The sequence below is a fragment of the Rhodococcus sp. YH3-3 genome, from assembly GCF_001653035.1.
GTDB classification, from domain to species: Bacteria; Actinomycetota; Actinomycetes; order Mycobacteriales; family Mycobacteriaceae; genus Rhodococcus_F; species Rhodococcus_F qingshengii.
In genome coordinates, this window is the sequence record NZ_BCWH01000001.1 from 1,493,132 (window position 1) to 1,515,858 (window position 22,727).

At 63.1% G+C, this 22,727-nt stretch carries 20 protein-coding genes; 9 read left to right on the plus strand and 11 right to left on the minus strand.

The features are described 5' to 3' along the window. Positions 1-63 precede the first annotated feature (63 nt). Positions 64-2,112: a heavy metal translocating P-type ATPase gene (locus tag YH3_RS06920; RefSeq protein WP_231782968.1), complete on the plus strand. Its 2,049-nt coding sequence runs from the start codon at positions 64-66 to the stop codon at positions 2,110-2,112. A gap of 18 nt (positions 2,113-2,130) precedes the next feature. Here YH3_RS06920 and YH3_RS06925 read toward each other — a convergent pair whose 3' ends face one another. The 4 genes from YH3_RS06925 to YH3_RS06940 all read right to left on the minus strand — a co-directional run bounded on the left by YH3_RS06925 (position 2,131) and on the right by YH3_RS06940 (position 6,008). After that, entirely contained in the window at positions 2,131-2,901 is a 771-nt protein-coding gene (locus YH3_RS06925) for an alpha/beta fold hydrolase (protein ID WP_058039300.1), read from the minus strand. A 142-nt stretch (positions 2,902-3,043) separates the two neighbouring features. Next, the gene (locus tag YH3_RS06930; protein ID WP_228232461.1) at positions 3,044-3,625 is read right to left on the minus strand and encodes a hypothetical protein; all 582 of its coding nucleotides are present in this window, start codon (positions 3,623-3,625) and stop codon (positions 3,044-3,046) included. 8 nt (positions 3,626-3,633) lie between these two features. Further along, positions 3,634-5,235: an ABC-F family ATP-binding cassette domain-containing protein gene (locus tag YH3_RS06935; RefSeq protein WP_064443162.1), complete on the minus strand. Its 1,602-nt coding sequence runs from the start codon at positions 5,233-5,235 to the stop codon at positions 3,634-3,636. Positions 5,236-5,453: 218 nt separating this feature from the next. After that, entirely contained in the window at positions 5,454-6,008 is a 555-nt protein-coding gene (locus YH3_RS06940) for a hypothetical protein (protein ID WP_003945732.1), read from the minus strand. Between the two features lie 96 nt (positions 6,009-6,104). Between YH3_RS06940 and YH3_RS06945 the strand changes: the two genes are divergently transcribed. From YH3_RS06945 to YH3_RS06955, 3 genes are all read left to right on the plus strand, one after another. Beyond that, on the plus strand, positions 6,105-7,922 hold the full coding sequence (locus YH3_RS06945; RefSeq protein ID WP_064443163.1) for a penicillin-binding transpeptidase domain-containing protein: 1,818 nt from the start codon (positions 6,105-6,107) through the stop codon (positions 7,920-7,922). Positions 7,923-8,029: 107 nt separating this feature from the next. Continuing rightward, positions 8,030-9,709 carry an NTF2-like N-terminal transpeptidase domain-containing protein gene (locus YH3_RS06950; RefSeq protein WP_064443164.1) on the plus strand — a complete coding sequence of 560 codons (1,680 nt, stop codon included), beginning with the start codon at positions 8,030-8,032 and terminating at the stop codon, positions 9,707-9,709. Between the two features lie 30 nt (positions 9,710-9,739). Beyond that, a complete protein-coding gene (locus tag YH3_RS06955; protein WP_064443165.1) occupies positions 9,740-10,474 on the plus strand; it encodes a sulfite exporter TauE/SafE family protein in 735 nt (244 codons plus the stop codon). A 6-nt stretch (positions 10,475-10,480) separates the two neighbouring features. Here the strand turns inward: YH3_RS06955 and YH3_RS06960 are convergent, their stop codons facing one another. The 4 genes from YH3_RS06960 to YH3_RS06975 all read right to left on the minus strand — a co-directional run bounded on the left by YH3_RS06960 (position 10,481) and on the right by YH3_RS06975 (position 14,816). Further along, positions 10,481-11,953 (minus strand): peptide MFS transporter, encoded by a 1,473-nt coding sequence (locus YH3_RS06960; protein ID WP_003945468.1) that lies wholly within the window; start codon positions 11,951-11,953, stop codon positions 10,481-10,483. Between the two features lie 57 nt (positions 11,954-12,010). Further along, complete coding sequence (locus YH3_RS06965; protein WP_003945710.1) at positions 12,011-12,388, minus strand: DUF3054 domain-containing protein; 378 nt, start codon at positions 12,386-12,388, stop codon at positions 12,011-12,013. Positions 12,389-12,452: 64 nt separating this feature from the next. Continuing rightward, the gene (locus YH3_RS06970) at positions 12,453-13,001 is read right to left on the minus strand and encodes a YceI family protein (protein WP_003945643.1); all 549 of its coding nucleotides are present in this window, start codon (positions 12,999-13,001) and stop codon (positions 12,453-12,455) included. A 78-nt stretch (positions 13,002-13,079) separates the two neighbouring features. Then, the gene (locus YH3_RS06975) at positions 13,080-14,816 is read right to left on the minus strand and encodes a 2-isopropylmalate synthase (RefSeq protein WP_064443166.1); all 1,737 of its coding nucleotides are present in this window, start codon (positions 14,814-14,816) and stop codon (positions 13,080-13,082) included. Between the two features lie 163 nt (positions 14,817-14,979). On the opposite strand from YH3_RS06975, the gene YH3_RS06980 reads away from it, so the two are divergent. Then, entirely contained in the window at positions 14,980-15,660 is a 681-nt protein-coding gene (locus tag YH3_RS06980; protein WP_007734477.1) for a FadR/GntR family transcriptional regulator, read from the plus strand. Here YH3_RS06980 and YH3_RS06985 read toward each other — a convergent pair. Both YH3_RS06985 and YH3_RS06990 read right to left on the minus strand, forming a co-directional pair. Next, positions 15,657-16,763, minus strand: coding sequence for a TIGR00374 family protein (locus YH3_RS06985; protein WP_064443167.1), 1,107 nt, complete (start codon positions 16,761-16,763; stop codon positions 15,657-15,659). The two genes, YH3_RS06980 and YH3_RS06985, sit on opposite strands and share 4 nt — an antisense overlap. A gap of 9 nt (positions 16,764-16,772) precedes the next feature. Continuing rightward, positions 16,773-18,251, minus strand: coding sequence for an adenylate/guanylate cyclase domain-containing protein (locus YH3_RS06990; RefSeq protein WP_003945952.1), 1,479 nt, complete (start codon positions 18,249-18,251; stop codon positions 16,773-16,775). Between the two features lie 192 nt (positions 18,252-18,443). Between YH3_RS06990 and YH3_RS06995 the strand changes: the two genes are divergently transcribed. From YH3_RS06995 to YH3_RS07010, 4 genes are read left to right on the plus strand one after another with little or no spacing between them, the layout of a single operon-like run. Beyond that, positions 18,444-19,622, plus strand: coding sequence for an AI-2E family transporter (locus tag YH3_RS06995; protein ID WP_007734480.1), 1,179 nt, complete (start codon positions 18,444-18,446; stop codon positions 19,620-19,622). After that, the gene (macS, locus tag YH3_RS07000; RefSeq protein WP_064443168.1) at positions 19,615-20,838 is read left to right on the plus strand and encodes a MacS family sensor histidine kinase; all 1,224 of its coding nucleotides are present in this window, start codon (positions 19,615-19,617) and stop codon (positions 20,836-20,838) included. The genes YH3_RS06995 and macS overlap by 8 nt, the downstream gene beginning before the upstream one ends. A 28-nt stretch (positions 20,839-20,866) precedes the next feature. Then, on the plus strand, positions 20,867-21,499 hold the full coding sequence (locus YH3_RS07005; protein ID WP_042453521.1) for a response regulator transcription factor: 633 nt from the start codon (positions 20,867-20,869) through the stop codon (positions 21,497-21,499). A gap of 17 nt (positions 21,500-21,516) precedes the next feature. Beyond that, complete coding sequence (locus YH3_RS07010; protein WP_064443169.1) at positions 21,517-22,236, plus strand: DUF1707 domain-containing protein; 720 nt, start codon at positions 21,517-21,519, stop codon at positions 22,234-22,236. A gap of 4 nt (positions 22,237-22,240) precedes the next feature. Here YH3_RS07010 and YH3_RS07015 read toward each other — a convergent pair whose 3' ends face one another. Beyond that, complete coding sequence (locus YH3_RS07015; RefSeq protein ID WP_003945664.1) at positions 22,241-22,693, minus strand: MaoC family dehydratase; 453 nt, start codon at positions 22,691-22,693, stop codon at positions 22,241-22,243. Between the last annotated feature and the right edge of the window lie 34 nt (positions 22,694-22,727).

Below are 22,727 nucleotides of genomic sequence, written 5' to 3' on the forward strand. Positions count from 1 at the left end.
TGCTGCAATCACACGCGAGGGGATGACCGCCACATGGATCACAGTCAGATGGACCATGGCCAGATGGACCATAGCGAGATGAGCCATGGCCAGATGGAGCATGGGGCACACGGTGGTCACGGGGATCACGTCGCACAGTTCCGGACGTTGTTTGCAGTCATGCTGGTCATCGCGGTTCCGGTCGTTGCGGCAGACGCGATGTTCGCTGATCTGGTCGGGTACACACTGCCGGAAAACTCTCTGGTGGAATGGATCTCACCGGTACTCGGCACGGTGATGTACTTCTGGGGTGGCAAGCCGTTCCTCACCGGCGCTGTTGCCGAAATCCGTTCTCGGCAGCCGGGAATGATGCTGTTGATCGCGCTCGCGATCACCGTGGCCTTCTTCGCGTCATGGGCTGCGAGTCTGCACTGGGTGGATCACACTCTCGATTTCTGGTGGGAGCTCGCGCTTCTGATCGTGATCATGTTGTTGGGCCACTGGATCGAGATGCGTTCGCTCAGTCAGACATCGAGCGCCTTGGATTCACTTGCCGCTTTGCTGCCCGACGAGGCAGAACGGGTGGTGGGGGAATCGGTGGAAACCGTGCCCACCGCAGCTCTGGCGACCGGCGACCTGGTGATAGTTCGTCCCGGGGCCCGTGTTCCCTCGGACGGAACGGTGGTCGAGGGAAGCGCCGACATGGACGAATCCATGATTACAGGCGAGTCGAAGACCGTCCGCCGGACTGTCGGAGATCAGGTGGTGGCCGGCACGGTAGCCACCGACTCGGCACTTCGGCTTCGAGTCACCGCCGTGGGAGAAGACACCGCGCTCGCCGGTATCCGGCGCCTGGTCGAACAAGCCCAGAACTCGTCGAGTCGCGCGCAGGTGTTGGCGGACAAGGCCGCTGCTCTGCTGTTCTGGTACGCACTGGGCGCGGCAGTGCTGACCGCGATCGCCTGGAGTATCTGGGGCACCCCGGAGAGCGCAGTCACCCGGACGATCACCGTTCTGGTGATCGCCTGCCCGCACGCGCTCGGGTTGGCGATTCCACTGGTCGTCTCGATCGCGACGGAACGGGCGGCTCGGGCTGGGATCTTGATCACCGACCGCATGGCCCTCGAGGCGATGCGTAACGTAGACACCGTTCTCTTCGACAAGACCGGCACTCTCACCAAGGGGGAGCCCGCAGTGGTCGGTGTACGCGGTGTCGACGGGTATTCCGATGACGACGTTCTCAGCGCAGCGGCTGCCGTCGAGTTCGACAGCGAACATCCACTCGGGCGCGCCGTCGTCGCGGCGGCGCGGGAGTTGTCGCTCGAATTCACTTCGGGTTCCGACTTTCAGGCGCACAACGGGATCGGGGTTGCTGCGGACGTCGCCGGTGCACGCGTCGGTGTCGGCGGACCGGGGATGCTGCGATCGGTCGGGGCCACCGCGATCCCGGGGACCGAAGAGTGGCTCAGTGACGGGTCGACCGTCCTGCATGTAGTGCGTGACGAGAAGGTAATCGGCGCATTGGCATTGGCCGACGAGATTCGCCCGGAATCAGCATTGGCCGTCGACGCCCTCCATGCTCGCGGTGTGCGGGTGGCCATGGTCACCGGAGACGCGGAGGCCGTGGCCCATTCGGTGGCTCGCAGGCTCGGGATCGACGAAGTTTTCGCCGAAGTGCTTCCGCAGGACAAGGGAGCGCAGGTATCTCGGCTTCAGGCTGCGGGCCACCGCGTGGCGATGGTCGGTGACGGGGTCAACGATGCGCCGGCACTCGCCCAGGCGGATGTGGGCATCGCGATCGGTGCCGGAACCGACGTGGCGATCGCGTCGGCGGGAGTTGTTCTGGCCAGCGATGATCCGCGTTCGGTGAGCTCGGTCATCGAGCTCTCCCGCGCCACCTACCGCAAGATGGTTCAGAACCTTTGGTGGGCAGCGGGATACAACGCGATCTCGGTTCCCCTCGCTGCGGGAGTACTGGCGCCCGTCGGGTTCGTGCTGCCGATGGAGGTCGGAGCAATCCTGATGTCGGTATCCACTGTGGTCGTTGCCGCGAATGCCCAGTTGTTGAGGCGCTTGGACTTGCGGCAACCACCGGTGACCGCGTTGGAGTCGAGAGTGCTCACATCGCAGTAGCGAGAGGTTGAAGGCGGACTACTGTCGGCTCAGGAACGGAATGAGCGCACGCAGTACAGCATCGGAGTCTGCGACTGCGCTTGCGTGGTCAGCCCCTTCGATCACAGTCAAGGCACTGTCCGGGATCAGCGACGCGAGATGCTCGGTATCCGGCAGGCGCTCGCGATCTCTCGATCCGACGAACAACAACGCCGGTGTGGTGATCCGTTGCAGCACGGCGTCGTCGATGCCGTGCTCCTTCTCTGCGCGGCGCATGTAGGCAGCGAGCGCGATGGCATCATTGATTCGGAAGGCAGTCGCAGTCTGAGGATCCACCGGTTTGCCGCGCCTCACGCCCCAACCGGTCAGAAATCCCTCGATACCGCCGCTTTCGAGTACGTCGATGCAACCCGGGAAGAACAATGCGTCGAACGCGCCCGTCATCGGTCGGCTGCTACCGCCTCCGACGGTCAGCGATCGCACCCGTTCGGAGTGCTCGACTGTCAGCGACATCACCGAGCGTCCGCCGAACGAGTATCCGAGGACGTGTGCCGGTTCGAACGGAGACTCCGTGTCGAGGATCTCCAGGAGATCGCCGACCACCAGATCCATTGCATACGAATCGGAGTCGTGTGGTTTGTCACTGCGTCCGTGACCCCGCATGTCGACGAGGATCAGACGATACTGCTCCTGAAGTGCCTTGACGTACCCGAAGCCACGCCAGATGGAGCGCGACAACGCTGTGCCGTGCACCATCAACAGGGGTGGGCCATCGCCCACGATCTGATAGGTGATCCGCGCACCGTCCACCGGATTTCTCACGTCGTGCAACACCCGTCCAGTATGGGTGCCAGTTGCTACGCACGTGAACTCGAGTAGTCGTCCGGACCCATTCGACGGATGGCGTGGGCTCTCACGAACAGTCGGGCCGTCAACTCGGCCTCCCTCAGAGCTACTGGTCACTGCCCGGCTGGGCAGTACCCACTGTTCCAAGCAATGCATCGGTGGAGGGGTCTGCAGTGCTGACGCCTGCGGCTATGCCCCGAATCAGAGCCTCGAAATCAGCGGCGACGATGGTGACCTCCTCGAACTCCGGCTCTCCTCCACGGACAACCTGACCGTCGGGTGCGAGCGCCAAGTACTCGTACCCATTGCGCACCGACAGCAGGACCGGGAGGTGAGTGGACCAGAAGGCGTTGATCGCCGCGCGCTCCGCCGGCCCGGAAGCGACCGCCAGGCTCTCGTGCCGGAACGCATTCCAGGGAAACGCCTCATCGCTGACGCCAACGCCACCGGCATAGTTCTCCGCCGAGAGAAACCACACCTGGTCGTCGGAACTGGCAAGTACGGAGAACGAACTCGCCCACACTACGAGTTGGTCACAACCGCCGACCAGTGGTTGCGGAACTGGGGCAGAGGCCGATCGAGTGGGTTCTTCGCGAACCCAACCTGCGAGCGACAGCGCGGCGGTTGCGTCGAGGTGAAGGCACATCGCCCCACGGTAGGCCAGACCGTCGAGCGCCGACAGCGTCAACCGTCGGCCTACTCGGGATCGATGTCTCGAATACCAGTCTCGTCCATGCTGATCCATCGCGTTATGCCGATGCCGCGAAGGAACGGCAGATCGTGACTCACCACCACCATGGCGCCGCGAAAATCGGAAAGTGCCTGCGTGAGGTGGGCGAGACTCGGTAGGTCCAGGTTGTTGGTCGGCTCGTCGAGAAGAAGCAGCTGGGGCGCGGGTTCGGCCAGCAGGATCGTGGCTAACGCCGCACGCAATCGTTCACCGCCGGAGAGTGCGGATGCCGATACGTCGGAATCCGTTCCCCGGAAAAGGAACCGTGCCAACTGCCCGCGAATTTCCTCGGCTGTCGCGTGTGGCGCGGCCAACGCGACGTTGTCCGCCACCGAGAGGTCCTCGTCGAACACGTCGAGACGTTGGGGGAGCGCACGAGAGGCTACGAACGGAGTCGACGCGGCGAGTGCATCGAGCAACGTCGTCTTGCCGATTCCGTTGCGTCCCACTATCGCAATCCGCTCCGGTCCGGTGATCTGGAGCGATACCACTTGGCCGCTCTGCAACGTCACCTCGTCGAGCCGCGCAACCTGCTGCCCCGGATGAACCTCTGTAGCAGGCAGATCCAGACGAATCTCGCGATCGTCTCGAAGGAGTTCCTCTGCCTCCGACAGGACAGACTTGGCCTCGTCCACCTTCCCGATATGGTTGAGGGCCAGCTTTCCCGCTGAAACTTGGGCCTGACGTTTTCGTGTCTGCGCAATGATCGGCGGCATCCGCTTGTTCTCGAGCATCTTCTGCCCATAGCGCTTACGCCGGTCCAGTTTCGTTCGAGCGTCGATCAGCTCGCGGCTCTGCTTTGCCAGATCGGCCTTGGCGTCGCGAACGGTGGCGAGTGCGTTTTCCTGCTCAGCGGTCACGACCTCCTGGTAGTGCGAGTAGTTGCCGCCGAACACGCGTAGATCCCCCCGACGTAGTTCGATCGTGTACTCCGCGGTGTCGAGCAGTTCCCGGTCGTGGCTGACGATCAGCACGGTTCCCGGAAACTGTTGGACTGCAGCATGAACTCGTGATCGAGCGTCGCGATCCAGGTTGTTGGTCGGCTCGTCCAGGAGAAGTACCTGTGGATTCTTCAGCAGCGTTGCGGTCAGGCCGAGTAAGACGGTCTCTCCGCCGGAGAGGGTGCCGACAGTTCGGCTCAATGCTGCGGTATCCGGAGCCACCTTCTCGAGGCCGAGTCGATGCAAGGTGGAGAGAGCGCTCTCCTCGATATCCCAGTTGTTGTCCACGAGCGCAAAGTCGGATTCGGAGCCGTCGCCGGTTTCGATGCGGTGCAATGCGTTTCGGAGTTCGTGGATACCGAGGATGTCATCCACCCGAACGCTCGGATCGAGTGTGATGTCCTGACGGAGGTAGCCGACCTCGCCGGAAGCGGTCACGGATCCGGATTCCGGTGAGAGCTCTCCTGCGATCAATCGCAGCAGAGTCGACTTTCCCGATCCGTTGAGTCCCACGAGACCGACACGGCCACTGGGGAATACAAAATTGGTGTGGGAAAAGACTGATTCGCCGTCCGGCCAGATGAAGGTGAGATCCGAGAGCGACAGAGAAAGATGGGATTGGGTCATGAGTACTCCAGAGGGTGCTTGGACTGTGCGCCCGGCTCAGCAAGTGCTGATGGGTGCGAGTGCCTTCGCGTGATGAACCTCTAGAGGAGCAACGGCCCGTTTCCTGTTCTGTCGGGAATGATTCGTGTTCCAGGTTAGAACACTCGAACGGTCCCGTGCAATCGAATTATTCTGTGCTGTCGGTCTCGTCAGTGTTCGGTGCTCAGATTTTCGGGCCTTCAGATTTTCGGACCCTCGGATCGGAGGTCGTCGACCTTCGACATCGCTTCGCGGAGTTCGGTGAGCCATTGTTCGCTGTGCTTGCCCGCCAACCGGACTGTCCACATGAGGGCGTCCGCTCGCGAACGAGCAACACCCGCGTCCACCAGAGTGTCGAGAACCTTGCGTTCGGGCTGACGTAGTCGTGTCATCACCGGAACTGCGAGATGTGTGAACAGGACGGTCTTTTCGTCCAGACGTACACCCCAGGCGACCTTGCGCCCGTAGCGAGCCTCGGCCTCGTCGGCGATGCGCATCCGGTCGGCGCGCGTGGTTTCGCGAAAGCGTGAGATCCTTCCGTCCGCGGCGGCCTCGCCACCGTCGACTGCCGGGAGTTCACCGATCACGACGATTTCTTCGCGGTCGACCTGGACGTCGGCCGTTCCGGTGAACCAGTCATCTGGAAGTCGACCGGCAAACCAGTCGGACGCATCACTCGCGTCGGGAACCGACGCCTGTTGCCAACCTCCGGGACGGCCGAACCTGCGGTCGCCGGAGTTTTGTGAGTTCTTCATGGCGTTCTCCTCGGAGAGCTGGTGGAGTGTGGCGTGCGTTTATTGCACTGATTACATGATTACACCGATAGTCGAACTGGCGCCACAAATTCGGGCATGATCGGAGTCGTGCGCCTTTCACACGCTCGTCAGAGCTTCCGAACTTTCCGTCGTCCCGTGGCTGCCGTGGCTCTGGGGGTATTGGCCGCAGGATCGGTAGTTGCCTGCAGTTCTGGCCCTGACCAGCCGAAATCAGTGGCAGAGGAGTTCGCCTCCGCGCTCACGTCCGATGACGTGCAAGCGGCGGCAGCCCTGACCACCGATCCGGCGGCGGCGTCGACTGCGATTTCGGCTCTGATCGACGGGCTGGGCAAGGACGAGGGAACATTCACCGTCTCCGACGCCACCGAGTCCGGTGATTCTGCGGGGAAGTTCACACTCGATGCGGCATGGAAGTTCGGTGAAGGTCAGGACTGGAACTACTCGACGCAGGGAAACGCGTCGAAAAGCGGGGACAACTGGCTGATTCAGTGGGACCCGGCGCTGTTGGCTCCGGACCTGACCTCCTCGACGACCTTGCGCTACACACCCACTACCGGTGCTCCGCCGTCGGTGCTGGACGCGGCGGGCCAGCCGATCATGGAGCAGCAGGTGGTGACGCTGGTCAATCTCGATTCCGTCGCGGTGCCCCCGGTGGACACGGCAGCCGTGGCGGCTCTTCTCTCGCCCATCGCACCGACGATCACGGCGGCATCGCTGAGCGGCGATCTTGCGTCGGCAAGTGGGAAGCCGGTCACCGCAATCACTTTGCGGGCCGAGGATCTTGCACCGATCGAGGAGCGGTTGGCGGCGATTCCCGGAGTGAGCTTGGCGCCGCAGGCTCGGTTGCTCTCGGTGGACAAAACTCTGGCGTCGCCGACTTTCAGTGGGTTGTCCGATCTGTGGCAGGAGGGGCAGGACAAGTCCGCGGGCTGGGCGGTACAGCAGGTGAAGCAGAACGGAACCGTCACCACCGTCGCCGGCCAAGACGGGCCGGTTGCTCCGAACATCGCGACAACGATCGACCGACCGATGCAACTCGCGGCCGAGAATGCGCTTGCCGGGGTGACACAACAGGCGGCGATCGTTGCGCTGCAGCCGTCGACCGGAGCGGTGTTGGCGGTGGCCCAGAACGCCCCCGCCGACGCACAGGGCCCGATCGCTCTGACCGGCCTGTACCCACCGGGTTCGACGTTCAAGACCGTGACGGCGTCCGCGGCCCTGCAAGCCGGTGTCGCTACACCGGACACCGTTCTGCCGTGCCCGGGTACCGAGAACATCGAGGGCCGTCAGATTCCCAACGACGACGAGTTCGACCTCGGATCGGTTCCGCTGCACACCGCGTTCGCGAAGTCGTGCAACACCACAATGGCGAGGATGGCCGTCGGTCTGCCCGCCGATGCTCTGCACAAAGCGGCGCTGCAGTTCGGGCTCGGCGTCGACTACGTCACCCCCGGACTCACGACGGTGACGGGCAACGTCCCTGACGCGAACACCCCCGCCGAACGCGTCGAGTCCGCGATCGGACAGGGCACGGTGACCGCCACGCCCTTCGGGATGGCTCTCGTGGCGGCCTCGATCGCCAACGGAACGACACCCGCGCCGATGTTGGTCAAGGGACAGCCCGGCGTGGCAGATCAGACCGTTGTACCGGCTCCCGCGGAGGTGACCGAACAGTTGCGGGTGATGATGCGCGAGACCGTCACAGGCGGTACGGCGACGTCGTTGCAGGACATTCCGGGGCTTCTCGGCAAGACCGGCACGGCCGAAACCGAGGGTGGCCCGGCACATGGGTGGTTCGTCGGAATCAAGGGAGACCTCGCATTTGCGGTATTCATCGCGGGTGCGGACAGCTCTTCGCCTGCAGTGCAGGTAGCGGGCACTTTTCTGCGCTGAAACCTGTTTTCCGTTGCAGTTGGATCACACCGTCGTAGCTCAACCGTGACACGTTTGTAGGCATCCCGTGCTTGTTACTCGTGTGACAGAAGTAAAGAGTTACATGCATGGGGCCCGGAGGACAGCACAACCGTCGTGGAAAATATGTCGTTGCGTCGATAACTGCTGTCGTTCTGACAGTGGCGCTCGCGTCGTGTGTCATCGGTGGGGAGAAGAAATCCGACGCCGCCTCGGTGGTGGAGGACTTCGTCACCGCCCTCAACAACCACGACGCCGAAGCTGCCGCGGCGCTCACGTCGTACCCCAACGCGGCGCGGCCGTCGATCCAGCAGATGTTCGACGGACTGGCCGCCAAGTCCACCGACTTCGACGTCGCTCAGGTCATGGATCTGGGTAGCGACTCCGGACTCTTCACACTCGACGCGTCCTGGAACTTCGGCGAAGGCAAGGACTGGAGCTACCAGTCGCAGGGTGAGGTTCGTGATCTGTCGGTCGGCTGGCGTGTGTCCTGGGACCCGTCGGTCCTCGTCCCCGACCTCGGCAACGGTCGCACCGTTTCGTACACCCGCACGGACGCAGCGCCGCCGAAGGTAGTCGACAGCACCGGCACCCTGCTCATGAACGAGCAGACCATCAACGCGATCACTCTCGACCCGGCCACCATGCCGGACCCCGTCGACACCACTCGTCGCCTCGCCACGGTGCTCGAACCTGTCGCCCCGTTGGTCACTTCGGAGTCGATGTTGGCCGACCTCGCCGCAAACCCCGGCAAGCCCGTCACCGCCGTACTGCTCCGCGATCCCGACTACGCCTACCTGGAAAGCGATTTTGCGATCCCCGGTGTCGTCGTGGTCAAGACACCCAAGCTGATCGCCTCCGACCGTCGCATCAACTCGCCGTTGCTGGACCCACTGCGGACCGTGTGGCAGGCCAATCGCGACGCCACCGCCGGTTGGGCGGTCAATCTGGTCGAGCCCAACGGATTCCCGATCAAGCAAGCCGGCTTCCAAGGACCTCCCGGCCCCGACGTCGCCGCGACCCTCGACTCGCACGCTCAACTCGCCGCGATCGAAGCTGTCGTCAGTGCAGGTACTCCTGCGGCCATCGTCGCGATCCGCCCGTCGGACGGCGCCATTCTGGCTGCCGCACAGAACAATCAGGCCATCGAACAGGGCCCGATCGCCTTCACCGGGTTGCGCCCGGCCGGCGGCGCCCTCGATCTGGTCCGTCTCGCATCGTCGATGCAGAACGGCGTCGACCCCGGCGCCGTTTCACCCGAGCAGTTGGCCGACACCGGGCAGCAACTCGGACTCGGCAACGGCTTCCACATTCAGGGACTCGAACAGCAGACAGCAGTGCTTGCCGCGAACCGCCCCGGCGTGGACCAGGCGATGAACAACGTCATGGCCAACAAGACGTCCAACGACGCGAGCACACCGACGGTAACTCCGTTCGGAATGGCGATGCTCGCGGCATCGATTGCCCGCGGCAGTGCCCCGATGCCGATGATGGTCTTCGGACAACCGGCTACCGCCGACGTCACGCCGACGGCGTTGCCCGGCGACGTCAACAATCGTCTGCGTGACGCCATGCGAGGCGCCGGCGGACTGGCTGGGTACCCGGACATGATGGCGGCCGGTGCAGCGAGCGGTGACGATCGCTGGTTCTACGGATCACGCGGAGACTTCGCGTTCGCGGTGTTCGTCGCAGACGCCGACGGCGGCGATCGAGCAATGCAGATGACGGACAAGCTCTTCCAGGAACTCGGCAAGCCTGCCGACAAGTAGTACCGGGCACCGCGAGTAGATTCCTGGTTCGTGAACCTGCTCGATTTCCTTTTCCTCGTCGTAGCGGGTTTCTTCAGCGGTCTAGTCGGTTTTGTCACCGGTCTTGCATCGATCGTTTCGTATCCGGCGCTGCTGAGCGTCGGGCTCTCACCGGTCAGCGCGAACATGACCAATACCGTCGCGTTGGTGGCCGTCGGCGTCGGAGCGTTGGCGAACTCGTCCCGTGAAGTTGCCGATACCGGTCCGAAACTTGTTCGCTGGTCTCTCTATTCGGCGGCCGGTGGCATCATCGGTGCCCTCATCCTGTGGTTGGCACCGGAAGGTTCGTTCGAATCCGTTGTGCCGGCGATGGTCGTGTTCGCCTCGCTCGCGCTGCTGCTGCAACCGAAGATTCGTGAGTTGTCCGGCGGCGACCGCCCCGGAATCTACTCCGCAGCACTGTTCGCCGTCGCGGTATACGGCGGCTATTTCGGTGCCGGTGCCGGCGTCATCTTCCTGGCTGCGACGCTCATCCTCACTTCCGAAACGGTGTGGCGTGCAACGATCCTGAAGAGTTTCTTTCTCGGCATCGCCAATCTTGTGGCTGCACTCATCTTCGCCTTCTCCGGACAGGTGCATTGGGTGGCCGCGTTGGCGATGGCGCTCGGCGCGTTGGCCGGAGGTTGGTGTGGCCCGCCCGTCGTCAAGAAAATCCCGCCATCGGTACTGCGTGTGGCAGTAGCGATAGCGGGATTCGTGTTGGCTCTGTGGTTGTGGGTGAAGTGAGCCCGTCTACTTCACGCCCTGCATCAGCTTCTTGATCCACGGCGAGGCAAGAGCAAGAATCACTCCGATTCCGATCGACGAGAAACCGATGATCAGGAAGAACGGGCGACTGTCGTCGATGTCGAAGTAACCGGCCAAGGTTCCCGCCATCGAAGAACCCAATGCAACGGACAAGAAGAACAACGCCACCATCTGAGTGTGGAAATGCTCGGGCGCGAGTTTGGTTGCAAGGGAAAGGCCGACGGGGGACAGGAAGAGTTCGGCGAAGGTGAAGAGCAGAAGCACACCGGCAAGGCCGAGGAGCGGTGCACTGTTCGGTCCGCCCCCGGTGATCGGGATGAACGCCAGGAACGCCAGACCCATCGTGCCGGTACCGAGCGCGAACTTGATCGGCGACGACGGCTGACGGTCACCGAGTTTGGTCCACATCGCTGCGAACACACCGGCAAAAATGATGATGAACACCGGATTGATCGACTGTACCCACGTCGGCGGGAAGTCCCAACCGAAGAGATTGCGGTCCAGGAGCTTGTCTGAGATCACCGGCACGGTGGTGAACTGCTGCTGAAACAGCGACCAGAAGGCCGCGCTCGCGATGAACATCGGGATGAACGCAAAGACTCGACTGCGTTCAACCTTGGTGACCTTCTTGCTGGTGAGCATGAGGAGGAAGTAACCGACCGACGCGACGATCGTGAGTCCGACAACGACGTCGGACATGTTGTCCGCCGTGATCAAGCCGGTGACGGAGGCGACCGCGACGACGACGATCGCGGCAATGCCGATCCCGATGTAGAGTGCGCGCTTGTCTGCAGGCAACGGGTTGCCGGGTTCGGCACCGATTCCGTGAAGATGCTTGCGGCCCAGCGTGTACTGGATCAGACCGAGCGCCATGCCGACGGCAGCGAGAGCAAAACCGGCGTGGAATCCCCAGGCGTCCTGGACGGCTCCGGTGAGCAGCGGACCGACAAGACCGCCGATGTTGATGCCCATGTAGAAGATGGAGAATCCGGCGTCGCGGCGAACATCCTGTTCGGAATAGAGATCTCCGACCAGAGAGGTCGCATTGGCCTTCAAGCCGCCGCTGCCGAAGGCGACCATGACGAGGCCGACGCCGACACCCCACATGCCGGGAAGAACCGACAGTGCGATGTGGCCGGCCATCACCAGCGAAGCACTGTAGAAGAGCGTGCGCTCGGAGCCGAGCAGTCGGTCGGCCACCCACGCCCCGAGAATCGTCGACAGGTAGACGGTGCCGCCGTACGCGCCGACGATGCTGGTCGCTGCCGCCTGGCTGATGCCGAGGCCGCCGTCGCTGACGCTGTAGTACAGGTAATAGATGAGGATGCCTTGCATCCCGTAGAAGGAGAACCTCTCCCACATCTCGACGCCGAACAGGTTCGCCAGCGCAAAGGGTTGGCCGAAGAACCCCCGGTCTTCCTTCTCGCTACGTTCGACGGGCTCCGTAGTGTTGCTCATCCGAAAAGTGTCCTACGTGCTCGGGCATTTCGGGTGGTTCCGAGCCGTGGAGTTTGGTTACGACTTGGTGCGGATTTTCACTACCAGCGGAGCGAGTGCGCGCCAACCGAGAAGGAACGCGCCGAGGACCAGCGTCGCGACGACGATGAAGCTGAACTGGGTGCCCTGGCCACTCAACACTCGCAGGATCATCCCGATGACGACGGCGCCGAGCCAAACGACAACGCCGGTGGGAACAAGGAGAACGGCGTTGAACTTGTCGCGGTAGAGCGCGAACGTGGCAGCCCATCCGATCACCAGGCCGGTCAGGAAGGGCCAGGATGTCTTCGCCAGACCGGCGAGCGCATTGGCTTCTTCGTGGGTACGGCGCCCTATCGCGCAGAAGATTATGACAAGAATGGCGTCGATCAGCAGGAATGGTGCGTACTTCTTCACGCTCACACCATACGACTGTGCGCCTTTATTAACCGCGGGCGGTTAATAAAGGCGCACAGTGTTGTTAGGCCTGGAGGCCGGCTTCGATCTCGAGGGTGATCGTGATCTTGTCGCCGACAACTGCTCCGCCGCCTTCGAGGGGCATCTCGATGGAGATGTCGAAGTCCTTGCGGTTGATGACGGTGGTGGCTTCGAATCCTGCGACGGGGCCCTGGCCCATGCCCGGGTTGACGCCGTTGAACTCGAGGTTCAGCTCGACCTCGCGGGTGACGCCGTGGAGCGTGAAGTCGCCGGCGAGGACGAAGTCGCTGCCCTTGGAGCGCACTGCGGTGGACTTGAAGGTGGCCTTCGGGAACTTCTCGACGTCGAAGAAGTCAGCGGACTTGATGTGGCCGTCGCGCTGCTCGTTCTTGGTGTTGATGGAGTCCACGGAAATCTCGGCCTCGACGGCGGGGGTTCCGTCTTCGGCAACGGTGATCGTTCCGGAGAACTCGTCGAACGTTCCACGAACCTTGGAAACCATGAGGTGGCGAACCGAGAATCCGACAGTGGAGTGGACGGTGTCGATGACCCAGGTTCCGGCGGTCAAAGCGGGCAAGGTTGCGGTGGTCATGGAAGCTCCTGAATAAGTAGTTGAATGTTCAAGTTCTTGTAGCTTCAACTATGGACCCCAGGAAATCCTTCCGCAAGATCATGTGAGCTGCATCACAGTGTTTGTGCTTGCGGCATAGACCGCGTGAAGCGCCGACGCTGTCACCGACTGATGCACCGCAATGCCCCAGCGTCCTTCACCGTTCACCACGCACTCTGCAATGGTGACTGCCGAATTCGCACTCCCGGAAGAATTCGGGTTGCGGGGCAGTGAATGCTGGGTGAGCGAGACAACCTCGACGGCCGAGCCCTGTTCGGTCAGGATTTTGCTCAATGCCTCGACCGGCCCGGACGCACTGGCCGCGGCGGTGACCTCGCGCCCGTCGCGATCGATGGCAACGAACAACTGATCACCGTCGGCGGTGTGTTCCAGTGAGTACCGACGCACTCCTCCGTTGTACCCGTACTCGCGCAGCAGCAGTTTCCACAGTTGGTCGGCAGTCATTTCGGTGCCCGAGTCGTCGGTTTCGAGCTGCACCCGCGAGGCGAAGTCGATCTGCAGGCGCCGGGGGAGTTCGACCCCGTACTCGGTCTGCAGCAGATATGCGATTCCGCCCTTGCCCGACTGGCTGTTCACACGAATGACCGCCTGGTAGTCGCGGCCGACGTCGGCGGGGTCGATCGGCAGGTAAGGGACCGCCCACGGCGCCGATCCCGGATCGACGCCGGCAGCCTCCGCGCTCTCGTAGTGATGCGCGAAGCCCTTCTTGATCGCGTCCTGGTGGGTTCCGGAAAATGCCGTGTACACGAGATCGCCGCCGTACGGGTGGCGTTCGTGGACGGGAATTCTGTTGCAGTACTCCACCGTTCGACGGATCTTGTCGATGTCGGAGAAGTCGATTTCCGGATCGACGCCCTGTGCATGCAGATTGAGCCCCAGCGTGACCAGGTCGACGTTGCCCGTCCGCTCGCCGTTGCCGAACAGGCATCCCTCGACGCGCTGCGCGCCGGCCAGCACTGCCAGTTCGGCGCACGCAACGCCGGTGCCGCGGTCGTTGTGCGGGTGGACCGAGAGGATCACCGAATCGCGTCGGGCCAGATTCTGGTGCATGTATTCGATCTGATCGGCATAGATGTTGGGGGTGGCGATTTCGACTGTGGCAGGGAGGTTGTGGATGACCGGGCGATCGGGGCTGGCGTCCCATAGTTCGGTGAGACTGTTGCAGACCTGCAGGATGTAGTCGGGTTCGGTGAGGTTGAAGACCTCGGGTGAGAACTCGAATCGCCAGCCGTCGTGGCCTTCGCCGCCACGAGCAACGTCTTGCGCGGCGCGGAAAATCATGTCGTGCAACTCTTCTCGCTCCTTGCCGAGAACGACGTTTCTCCACGTCGGCGCAGTCGCCGTGTACATGTGGACGACCGCGTCAGGCAGCCCCTCGATCGATTGATATGTCCGTTCGATCAAATCCGTACGCGCGGCAGTGAATACGACGATAGTGACGTCGTCGGGAACGAGATCGAAGCGCACCAGGTCGCGAACGAAATCGAAATCGGTCTGACTCGCGGAGGGGTAGCCGACCTCGATTTCCTTGTAGCCGATTGCCACCATCAGTTCGAACATTCGACGCTTGCGTTCGGGGTCCATCGGTTCTGCGAGGGCTTGGTTGCCGTCACGCAGATCGACGGGCACCCACAGGGGCGCCGCGGTGGTGCGATTGGACGGCCACGTCCGCTCGAAAGTCGGAATGTCGACGCGAGCCCACGCGGCGCGATAGCGCTCGGACGGCATGGGTGACGGCTTCTGGTTGTTCCAGCGGTTGGCTCGGGTAGTACTCATCTTCGGTTTCTCCTGCGGTCGAGTCGAGAGACCGGCATGGCGAAACCCCGCGGAGGGGTGCCGGTCTTTCAGGCCCCGCCGCGGCAGTCGAGAAGGAGTGCTCCTGTAGCCATGCGGGCTACACTAGAACGAAATCACTTATCAGACAACCTGAGGAGTTCACGTGTCCCCGATCGTCGAGCGTCGGCTGCTCACCGACCAGGCCGCGGAGTTGCTACGCGCGCGGATCGTGAGCGGTGAATGGGAAGTCGGCGCCAAACTTCCAGGTGAAACCACTCTTGCTGCGCAGTTGGGTATCGGGCGGTCCACTATCAGGGAAGCAGTGCGGACTCTCGCGGGCCTCGGCATGCTCGAATCGCGGCAGGGCGCCGGGGTCTTCCTACGGAGTACGACGCCTCCGGATCAGTGGCCCCGAGTGCTCGAAGCCGAGGCGATCCTTCACGTCGTCGAGGTGCGCAACGCGGTCGAGATCGAAGCAGCTCGCCTCGCCGCGCAGCGGCGCGATGCCGTTGACGTCGCGGCTCTGCGGCAAGCGCTCGACGGTAGAACTGCCGCAGCGCACTCTGGCGACGCAGCGTTCGTCGACGCCGACATCGCCGTCCACCGAGCAGTGGTGGACGCGGCACACAATCCCGTGCTGTCGGAACTCTTCGAGACCTTTGTACCGCGTCTGCGGGCTGCGTTGATCGAGTTGATCGCGGTTCTGGACCTGCATCCACACAGCCAGCCCGACGCGGACGAGCATCGAATGTTGGTGGACGCCATCGAAGCCGGCGACGCGGAGGCAGCCGTACGGATCAGCCGGGCACACCTCGACGACATGGCAGCAGCGTTGCGACGCTAGAGGCCGGGTTGTTCTCGGCGTTCGAACTCGAGGTCCATCTCGAGGTCTTCGTGGTGGGTTGCACGGAAAGTGATCAAGAAGACGATCCAACCGACGACAGCGACCATGACGAGGCTGACCATCCGATACACGAACACCGACGCGATTGCCTGCGCTCCGCCGGCCCCTGCGATCGTCAGCGCGGTGACCAGAGCAGCGTCGACGTAACCCAGCCCGCCGGGAACCAGCGGAATGCTGCCGACTGCTTTTGCGGCGGCGAAAGCGATCAGGAGCCCAGCAAAAGAGGGCTCCGCGCCAACAGCCCAACATGCGAAACCCAAACAAGCGACATCGGCGACACGATGGATGGCCGACCACCCGAATGCGATGACCGAGTCGGTGCGGCTGAGCTCGACCGTATCCAGTTGCTTCAGGATCTCGGACCAGCGTCGCATCCCGTGGCCGAGCGGATTCTTGCGAATTCGGTTGTAGCGGGCTAGGACTCGATGCCCGATTCGCTCGATACTGCCGGGATTCTGGGCTATGTATCGCAACGCCAGGAACAGTGCCGCCATGCCGATGATCGAGATCGTGAGCGTTATAGGGCTGACCTTGGTGCCGAAGGCAAACGCGCCCGCGGCACCCAACAGCGCCAAAGTCGCCGCAGCGATCACTCCACACACCGCCAACTGCCAAGACGCGACAACTGGTGTAGCGCCCCACTTCCGAGTCTGCTTGTAGGTGAATGCGGTCGAGAAGACCTGGCCGGCTGGCAACGTCAGCGCCATCGCGGTGCTGGCGTAGATGACCGAGAGGTTCTTGAGGTGACCGGCAATCACACCGGCGGCATTGAGAAGACGTTGCTGAACGGACGCGTATCCGCTGAGCGAAATGAGTTGCGCCGCGACGCACGCGGCCACCCAACCCCAATGGATTTCGGTCAAGGCTTGCCAGGACTCACTGAGCTTGGACCACAGAATTGCACCTTCGACGATCAGAAGAGCGATCAGAGCCACCCCGAGCAGCCACTTCAGCCACCAGAAGCGCCCTCTGACCCGACTGGTCTCGGCCACGGGCGAGCGTGGTCGTCTCAGTCGCCGTGGGGTGTTTCCAGGCTGAGCCATCGACTCACCCTAACCAATTTGATCCGGATCGACCTCTGGATACTTTTCGGGCCACGCCAGATGCGTCAGTCGTCGGCGCCCACGCAGTTGGACTTGCTCGCCGAGTTCCCACTCGGCCTGTTCCTCTTCGTCGGCGAAGTACAACGCGCTCGTCGACGCCAGCACCCGGCTGGGCCGAAGTTTCGCGAGCTCGGTGAGCCGTGACGCCTCGTTGACCGGATCACCGATCACGGTGTACTCGAAACGTTCGGCAGCACCGATGTTGCCGGCGACCGCGAGCCCCGCGCTCACACCGATTCCGACGTCGAGGCCGGTGATGTCGTTGAGCTTGAACCGCAGCTCGCGAGCCGCCGCCAAGGCCGCAGTCGGAGCGTCGGGCCGATCGAGTGGTGCACCGAAGATGGCGAGTGCCGCATCACCCATGAACTTGTTGACAAAACCATGGTGACGATCGATGACGTCGACGACCACACGGAAGAACTCGTTGAGCAGTTCGACCACCTCACCCGGCGGGCGCTCGGCCGCGGCACCGGTGGATCCGACCATGTCGACGAACAGAACTGCCACGAATCGAGTTTCGCCGCCCAGCTCGGTACCGAACTTCAACGCGCGCCGGGCCACGTCCTCGCCGACGTGCTGACCGAACAGCTCACGCAGCAGACGACGCTCGTCGGACTCTTTCATCATGCGGTTGAAGCCGACCTGCAGCCGGCCGATCTCACTGCCGTCGAACACCTCGACGCGTACGTCGGTGGCGCCGCGCTGCACCCGCTCGATGGCGCGTCGCAGTTGGCGGATCGGATCGGAGATCTGGGTAGCCGTCAGCATCGACAGCGCAAAGGCCTGCACGATCGCCATGATCGAGATGAGCAGGATCGCCCACGCGAGCGAGTCGGGGGAGAACTCGAGATCGGTCGTGAGCTGCGTCGAGCACAGCAAGATGATGCCTGCGACGGGCATCAGCGTGCCGAGACCCCAGGTCATCGCCAGCCGGGTTCCGACGCCAGGCGCCATGGTCCGATCGAATTCGCCCTCGCTCAAGGCCTGGGCGGCGACCGGACGCAAAATGCGCTCACCGAGCATGTAGGTGAACCCGAAGGTCGTGGTCGCGGCCATGCAGACCGTCACGATCACGGCGATCGCGAGTCCGGGCATCTCGGTGATGGTCAGGAACACGAAGATGATGCCGCCCAGAATCCACAGCACCAGGTGGACGATGGCCTGGCGAAGCGGCGCGTGCAGTGCCGCCATCTGCTCGGACCTCGTCGGTGGACCCCCGCGCAGCCGCCAGCGAATGACCGACTTCAACATCATCGCCGCCGCCGTGAGGCTGACGGCGCCGGCGAATGCCAGGTACACGCCGAAGATCGCGAAGTTGCGGACCCGGTCGGCAACTATCGCGTCGGACTCCTGGATCGGCACGCCGTACCGGACGAAGGCAAAGACCAGTACCGCGCCGATCAGATTGGCTGCGAGCATGGAGAGCATATAGAGGGGCCACCGGCTGCGGATGGTCACCGCTATTGCTCTGTATGAGGCCCGCACAGGGTTCAATTTAGCTGGCAGAGGTCGAAGTGTTGGTACGCGCGTCCGATTATTCGTCCGCTCACCTGTGTCGGCCGGGCCGGTTAGGCTCGCGATGTGAACGCAAACAGGGGGCGTGCGGAGCGAGCATCGAGGATGAACAAACCCATCTCCGCCGACGCTCGGGCGGTGCATCCCGGCGTGCGCATCGCTGCGGAATGGTCGTGGCGCCTCATTGTGATCTTCGCCGGACTGTTGGTTCTCGGGTACGTCGTACTCCGCCTCGAAACCGTGCTCATCCCGGTGGGGCTGGCTCTTCTGGCATCAGCTCTGCTGATCCCGATTGTCGATCGGCTACAGGTGTGGGGTGTTCCCCGCTCAGCAGCCGTCATCGTCGTTCTGCTTGCCTCGATCGGACTGGTCGCGGGAATCATGACGTTTGTCGTCGAGCAGTTCATCGACGGGTTGCCCCAGCTCACCGACCAGTTCACGGCCAGCGTCACGCAAATTCAGAACTGGCTCACCAGCGGTCCGCTGCACTTCAGCGAGGATCAGATCCGCCAGGCAGGTGATTCGGTCGTCAAGTCGGTGCAATCCAATCGTGAGTCCCTGACCAGCGGCGCCTTGACCACGGCGACAGTAATCGGCGAGATCTTCACCGGGGCATTGCTGACGTTGTTCACTCTCATCTTCTTCCTCTACGGCGGCGATCAGATCTGGCAGTTCGTCACCCGGATCGTTCCCACCGACGCGCGTCGTCGCGTACGGATCGCCGGTTCTGCAGGTTTCGGGTCGCTGATCGGCTACGTGCGCGCCACGGTCGCGGTTGCCGCCGCCGACGCGATCGGTATCGGTGCCGGCCTGGCGATCCTCGGGGTGCCGCTCGCCCTGCCGCTGGCGTCGTTGGTGTTCATCGGCGCGTTCATTCCGATCGTCGGTGCATTTCTGACCGGTTTTCTCGCGGTGCTTGTCGCTCTGGTCACGAAGGGTTTCCTGACGGCGCTGATCGTCCTCGGCATCATCATCGGCGTCATGCAGCTCGAAGCGCACGTGATGCAACCGCTGTTGTTGGGTCGCGCTGTTCGCCTGCATCCGCTGGCAGTCGTTCTCGCCATTACAACGGGCATCGTTCTCGCTGGAATCGTCGGCGGGCTCTTGGCTGTCCCGATCGTCGCGGTCCTGAATACCGCTATTCGTTCCCTCCTCGCCGACGACCCGGACATCGCGTACGCCGAACTGCACGTCGAAGATCCGGAAACCCCACTGTTCCCCGCCGAACCCGACGAGCCGCGCGCCGAGCCTCGCATCGTGAACCCCACCCCTCCCGATGACTGACCCCACCCGCCGTCGTCGGCTGCACTATCAGCCGACCGTTCGCGAGGCGTCGGGCGTCGACACCGACCCTGATGCCCCGCTGTGGCGGGCGGCGCAGGCATTTCGGCTCGTCACGCTGGTGTACGCGATCAGCTACCAGTTCGCCTCGGCCTCCGACTACACCAACTCTCGGCTCAGCTGGTTCTTCGTCGCTCTGATGGCCGTGTGGACCGGGGTGTCGGCACTGTTGCTCGGGACATCCGGTGCTTTGTTCGGGAAGAAGCTGCCGCGGTATCAGGTGGTGATCGCCGATCAGGTGGTCGTCATCTTGCTGATGGCGTCGACGAGGCTGGTCTCCGACCACGAGTGGTATCAGAATCACCAGACGCTGCCCACCACGCTGTGGGCCACCAACGCGGTCATCTCCGCGGCAATTCTCGGCGGGCCGTGGCTCGGTATGGCGTCCGGAGTTGTCATCTCGGCGGCCAGCGCGATCATCCGCGACCAGGTCAACCTGGACCTCTGGCGCGATGCGACGGCTCCCGTGCTCGTATCGGTCGGCCTGGCGTTGGGCTTGGCCACCACCACCGCTCGGCGCTCGCATCGACAACTCGAGCAAGCCGTCCGTCTGGCGGCGGCCACCGAAGAGCGCGAGCGTTTGGCACGCGAAGTACACGACGGCGTTCTGCAGGTGCTGGCGATGGTGCGCAGGCGAGGAGCGGCACTCGGCGGCGAGGCAGCTGAACTGGCTGCTCTGGCCGGTGAGCAGGAGGTCGCCTTGAGAATGCTGATCTCCGAGCAGGTTTCGGGTGCCGCGGCAGACGTCGGCGGACAGACAGTGGATCTGTGTCCGCTGCTGACCACGCAGGCAAGCACGTCGGTGTCGGTGTCGACGCCCGCGCACCCCGTCGTGATCGAGCGTGATCGAGCCATCGAACTGGCAGCCATCGTCGACAATGCTCTGTCCAATGTCGGGCTGCACGCCGGGCCCGCGGCGAAGGCATACGTATTGCTCGAAGATTTGCCGGACGAGGTGATCGTCAGCATCCGCGACGACGGCGTCGGAATCCCCGAGGGTCGCTTGGCGCAGGCCGAAGCCGAAGGCCGCATGGGAGTATCGAAGTCCATTCTCGGCCGAGTGCAGGTGCTCGGCGGCACTGCAGTCCTGCAAACCGGGCCGGGGGAGGGCACCGAATGGGAGATCAACGTTCCGAAGGGGAAAAGTGAGCGCGGCTGACGAACATGGCGAGAATCCGGTGACGGTGATGGTCGTCGACGATCACCCGATGTGGCGCGACGGTGTCTCCCGGGACCTCGAAGCTGCCGGCTTCACCGTGAGCGCCACGGCGGAGGGTGTCGAGAGTGCGCGCCGCCGGGCCGCCGCCGTGCAACCGGCGGTGGTTCTGATGGACATGAACCTGCCGGACGGAAACGGTGCCGACGCCACCACCGCAATTCTCGAGGTTTCGCCGAAGAGCAAGGTACTGGTGCTTTCGGCCTCTGCCGAACGTGACGACGTCCTCGACGCGGTCAAAGCCGGAGCGTCGGGTTACCTGGTCAAGAGTGCTTCGGTGGCGGAACTGCTCGAGGCCGTGCGAGCGACTTTCGACGGACAAGCCGTCTTCACCCCCGGCCTCGCCGGATTGGTGCTCGGTGAGTACCGCCGGATGTCGACGGCACCGGCCGACGATCGCGCACCCGAGCTGCCTCGGCTCACCGACCGTGAGACCGAAGTGCTCCGTCTTGTCGCCAAGGGGCTGAGCGCAAAACAGATCGCCACGAGGCTCTCGCTCAGCCACCGGACCGTCGAAAACCATGTGCAGGCAACGCTTCGGAAGCTTCAGTTGGCCAATCGCGTCGAGCTCACGCGATACGCGATAGAACAAGGTCTCGAATAACGTTTATCCTGGAAATCATGGAGGCCAGGAATCTACGCGTATCCGATGCCGAACGAGAGCATGTCGGCGAGCTGCTGCAGAAAGCTGTCGGTCAAGGGATGCTCTCGCTCGGTGAGTTCACCGAGCGCATGGACACTGCCTTGGCCGCAAAGACACGAGGTGAGCTCAACTCGGTTCTCGCCGATCTTCCGGGCATCACACTGATCTCCGACTACGACCCACCCGCGTATCCCAATGCGGGTCAGCCGATGTACCAAGGCCAGCCCTACCCGGCGCCGGCGTACCAACCCCAACCGCCGCCGGTTCACCCGAGCCCGCCTTACCGCGCTCCCGTCGGGGCTCCGGTTGTAGGTACTTACGGAGCGGCAAATGCTGCCGTGATCCGTGGACGAATGGCGACGGTGACGCGGAACGGTGCCTGGATCGTTCCACCAGCTGTCGTGGTCGACACCAGAATGTCCAGTGTGACTATCGATTTCACGCGCGCGGTGATGCAGACGCAGGTCGTGAACATCTCGATCGACGACTACGCCAGCTCGATTTCACTGATCGTTCCCGAAGAGGCGACGGTGGACATGAACGGTGTCGAGGCAGTCGGGGGAAGCGCGTCGAACAAGGTTCGTTCCGGCCCACAGATGGGCCCGCTGCATCTGGTGGTGCACGGCAAGGTGCGATTCGGCAGTGTCACCGCGAAGCATCCCTTCGGTACCACGATCCGAAAGATGTTCGGCTCCTGACCTTTCAGTGATACGCGCGGGTCAACATCTCGGCGACGCACACGGGCTTGTCACCGTGTTCTCGTTCGAACGTCTGCGTCACCGTGATCTGGACACCGCCGTTGATCGGTTCGACTTTGCTCAACGTCGCGCGCATGCGGACACGAGAGCCGACCGGAAGCGGAGCGGGCAACCTGACCTTGTCGAATCCGCAGTTGAGAGCAAACGCAAAACCTTCGAGCGAGAACATTGCGTACGAGAACTTGGGGCCGAGTGAGAGCGTGTAGTTGCCGTGCGCGATGGTTCCGCCGAACGGCGACTCCTTCGCGCGATCCACATCGACGTGAATCCACTGATCGTCGCCGGTGACCCGGGCGAACTCGTCGATGGACTCCTGGGTGACATCGTGCCAGTCGCTGACGCCCAGCTCTTGGTTCAGGTTGGCGCTGAGGTCTTCTGCTCCGGTGAGTACAAGCATGAATTTTCCTTCGATCGGTAGGTGCTGACAGTCG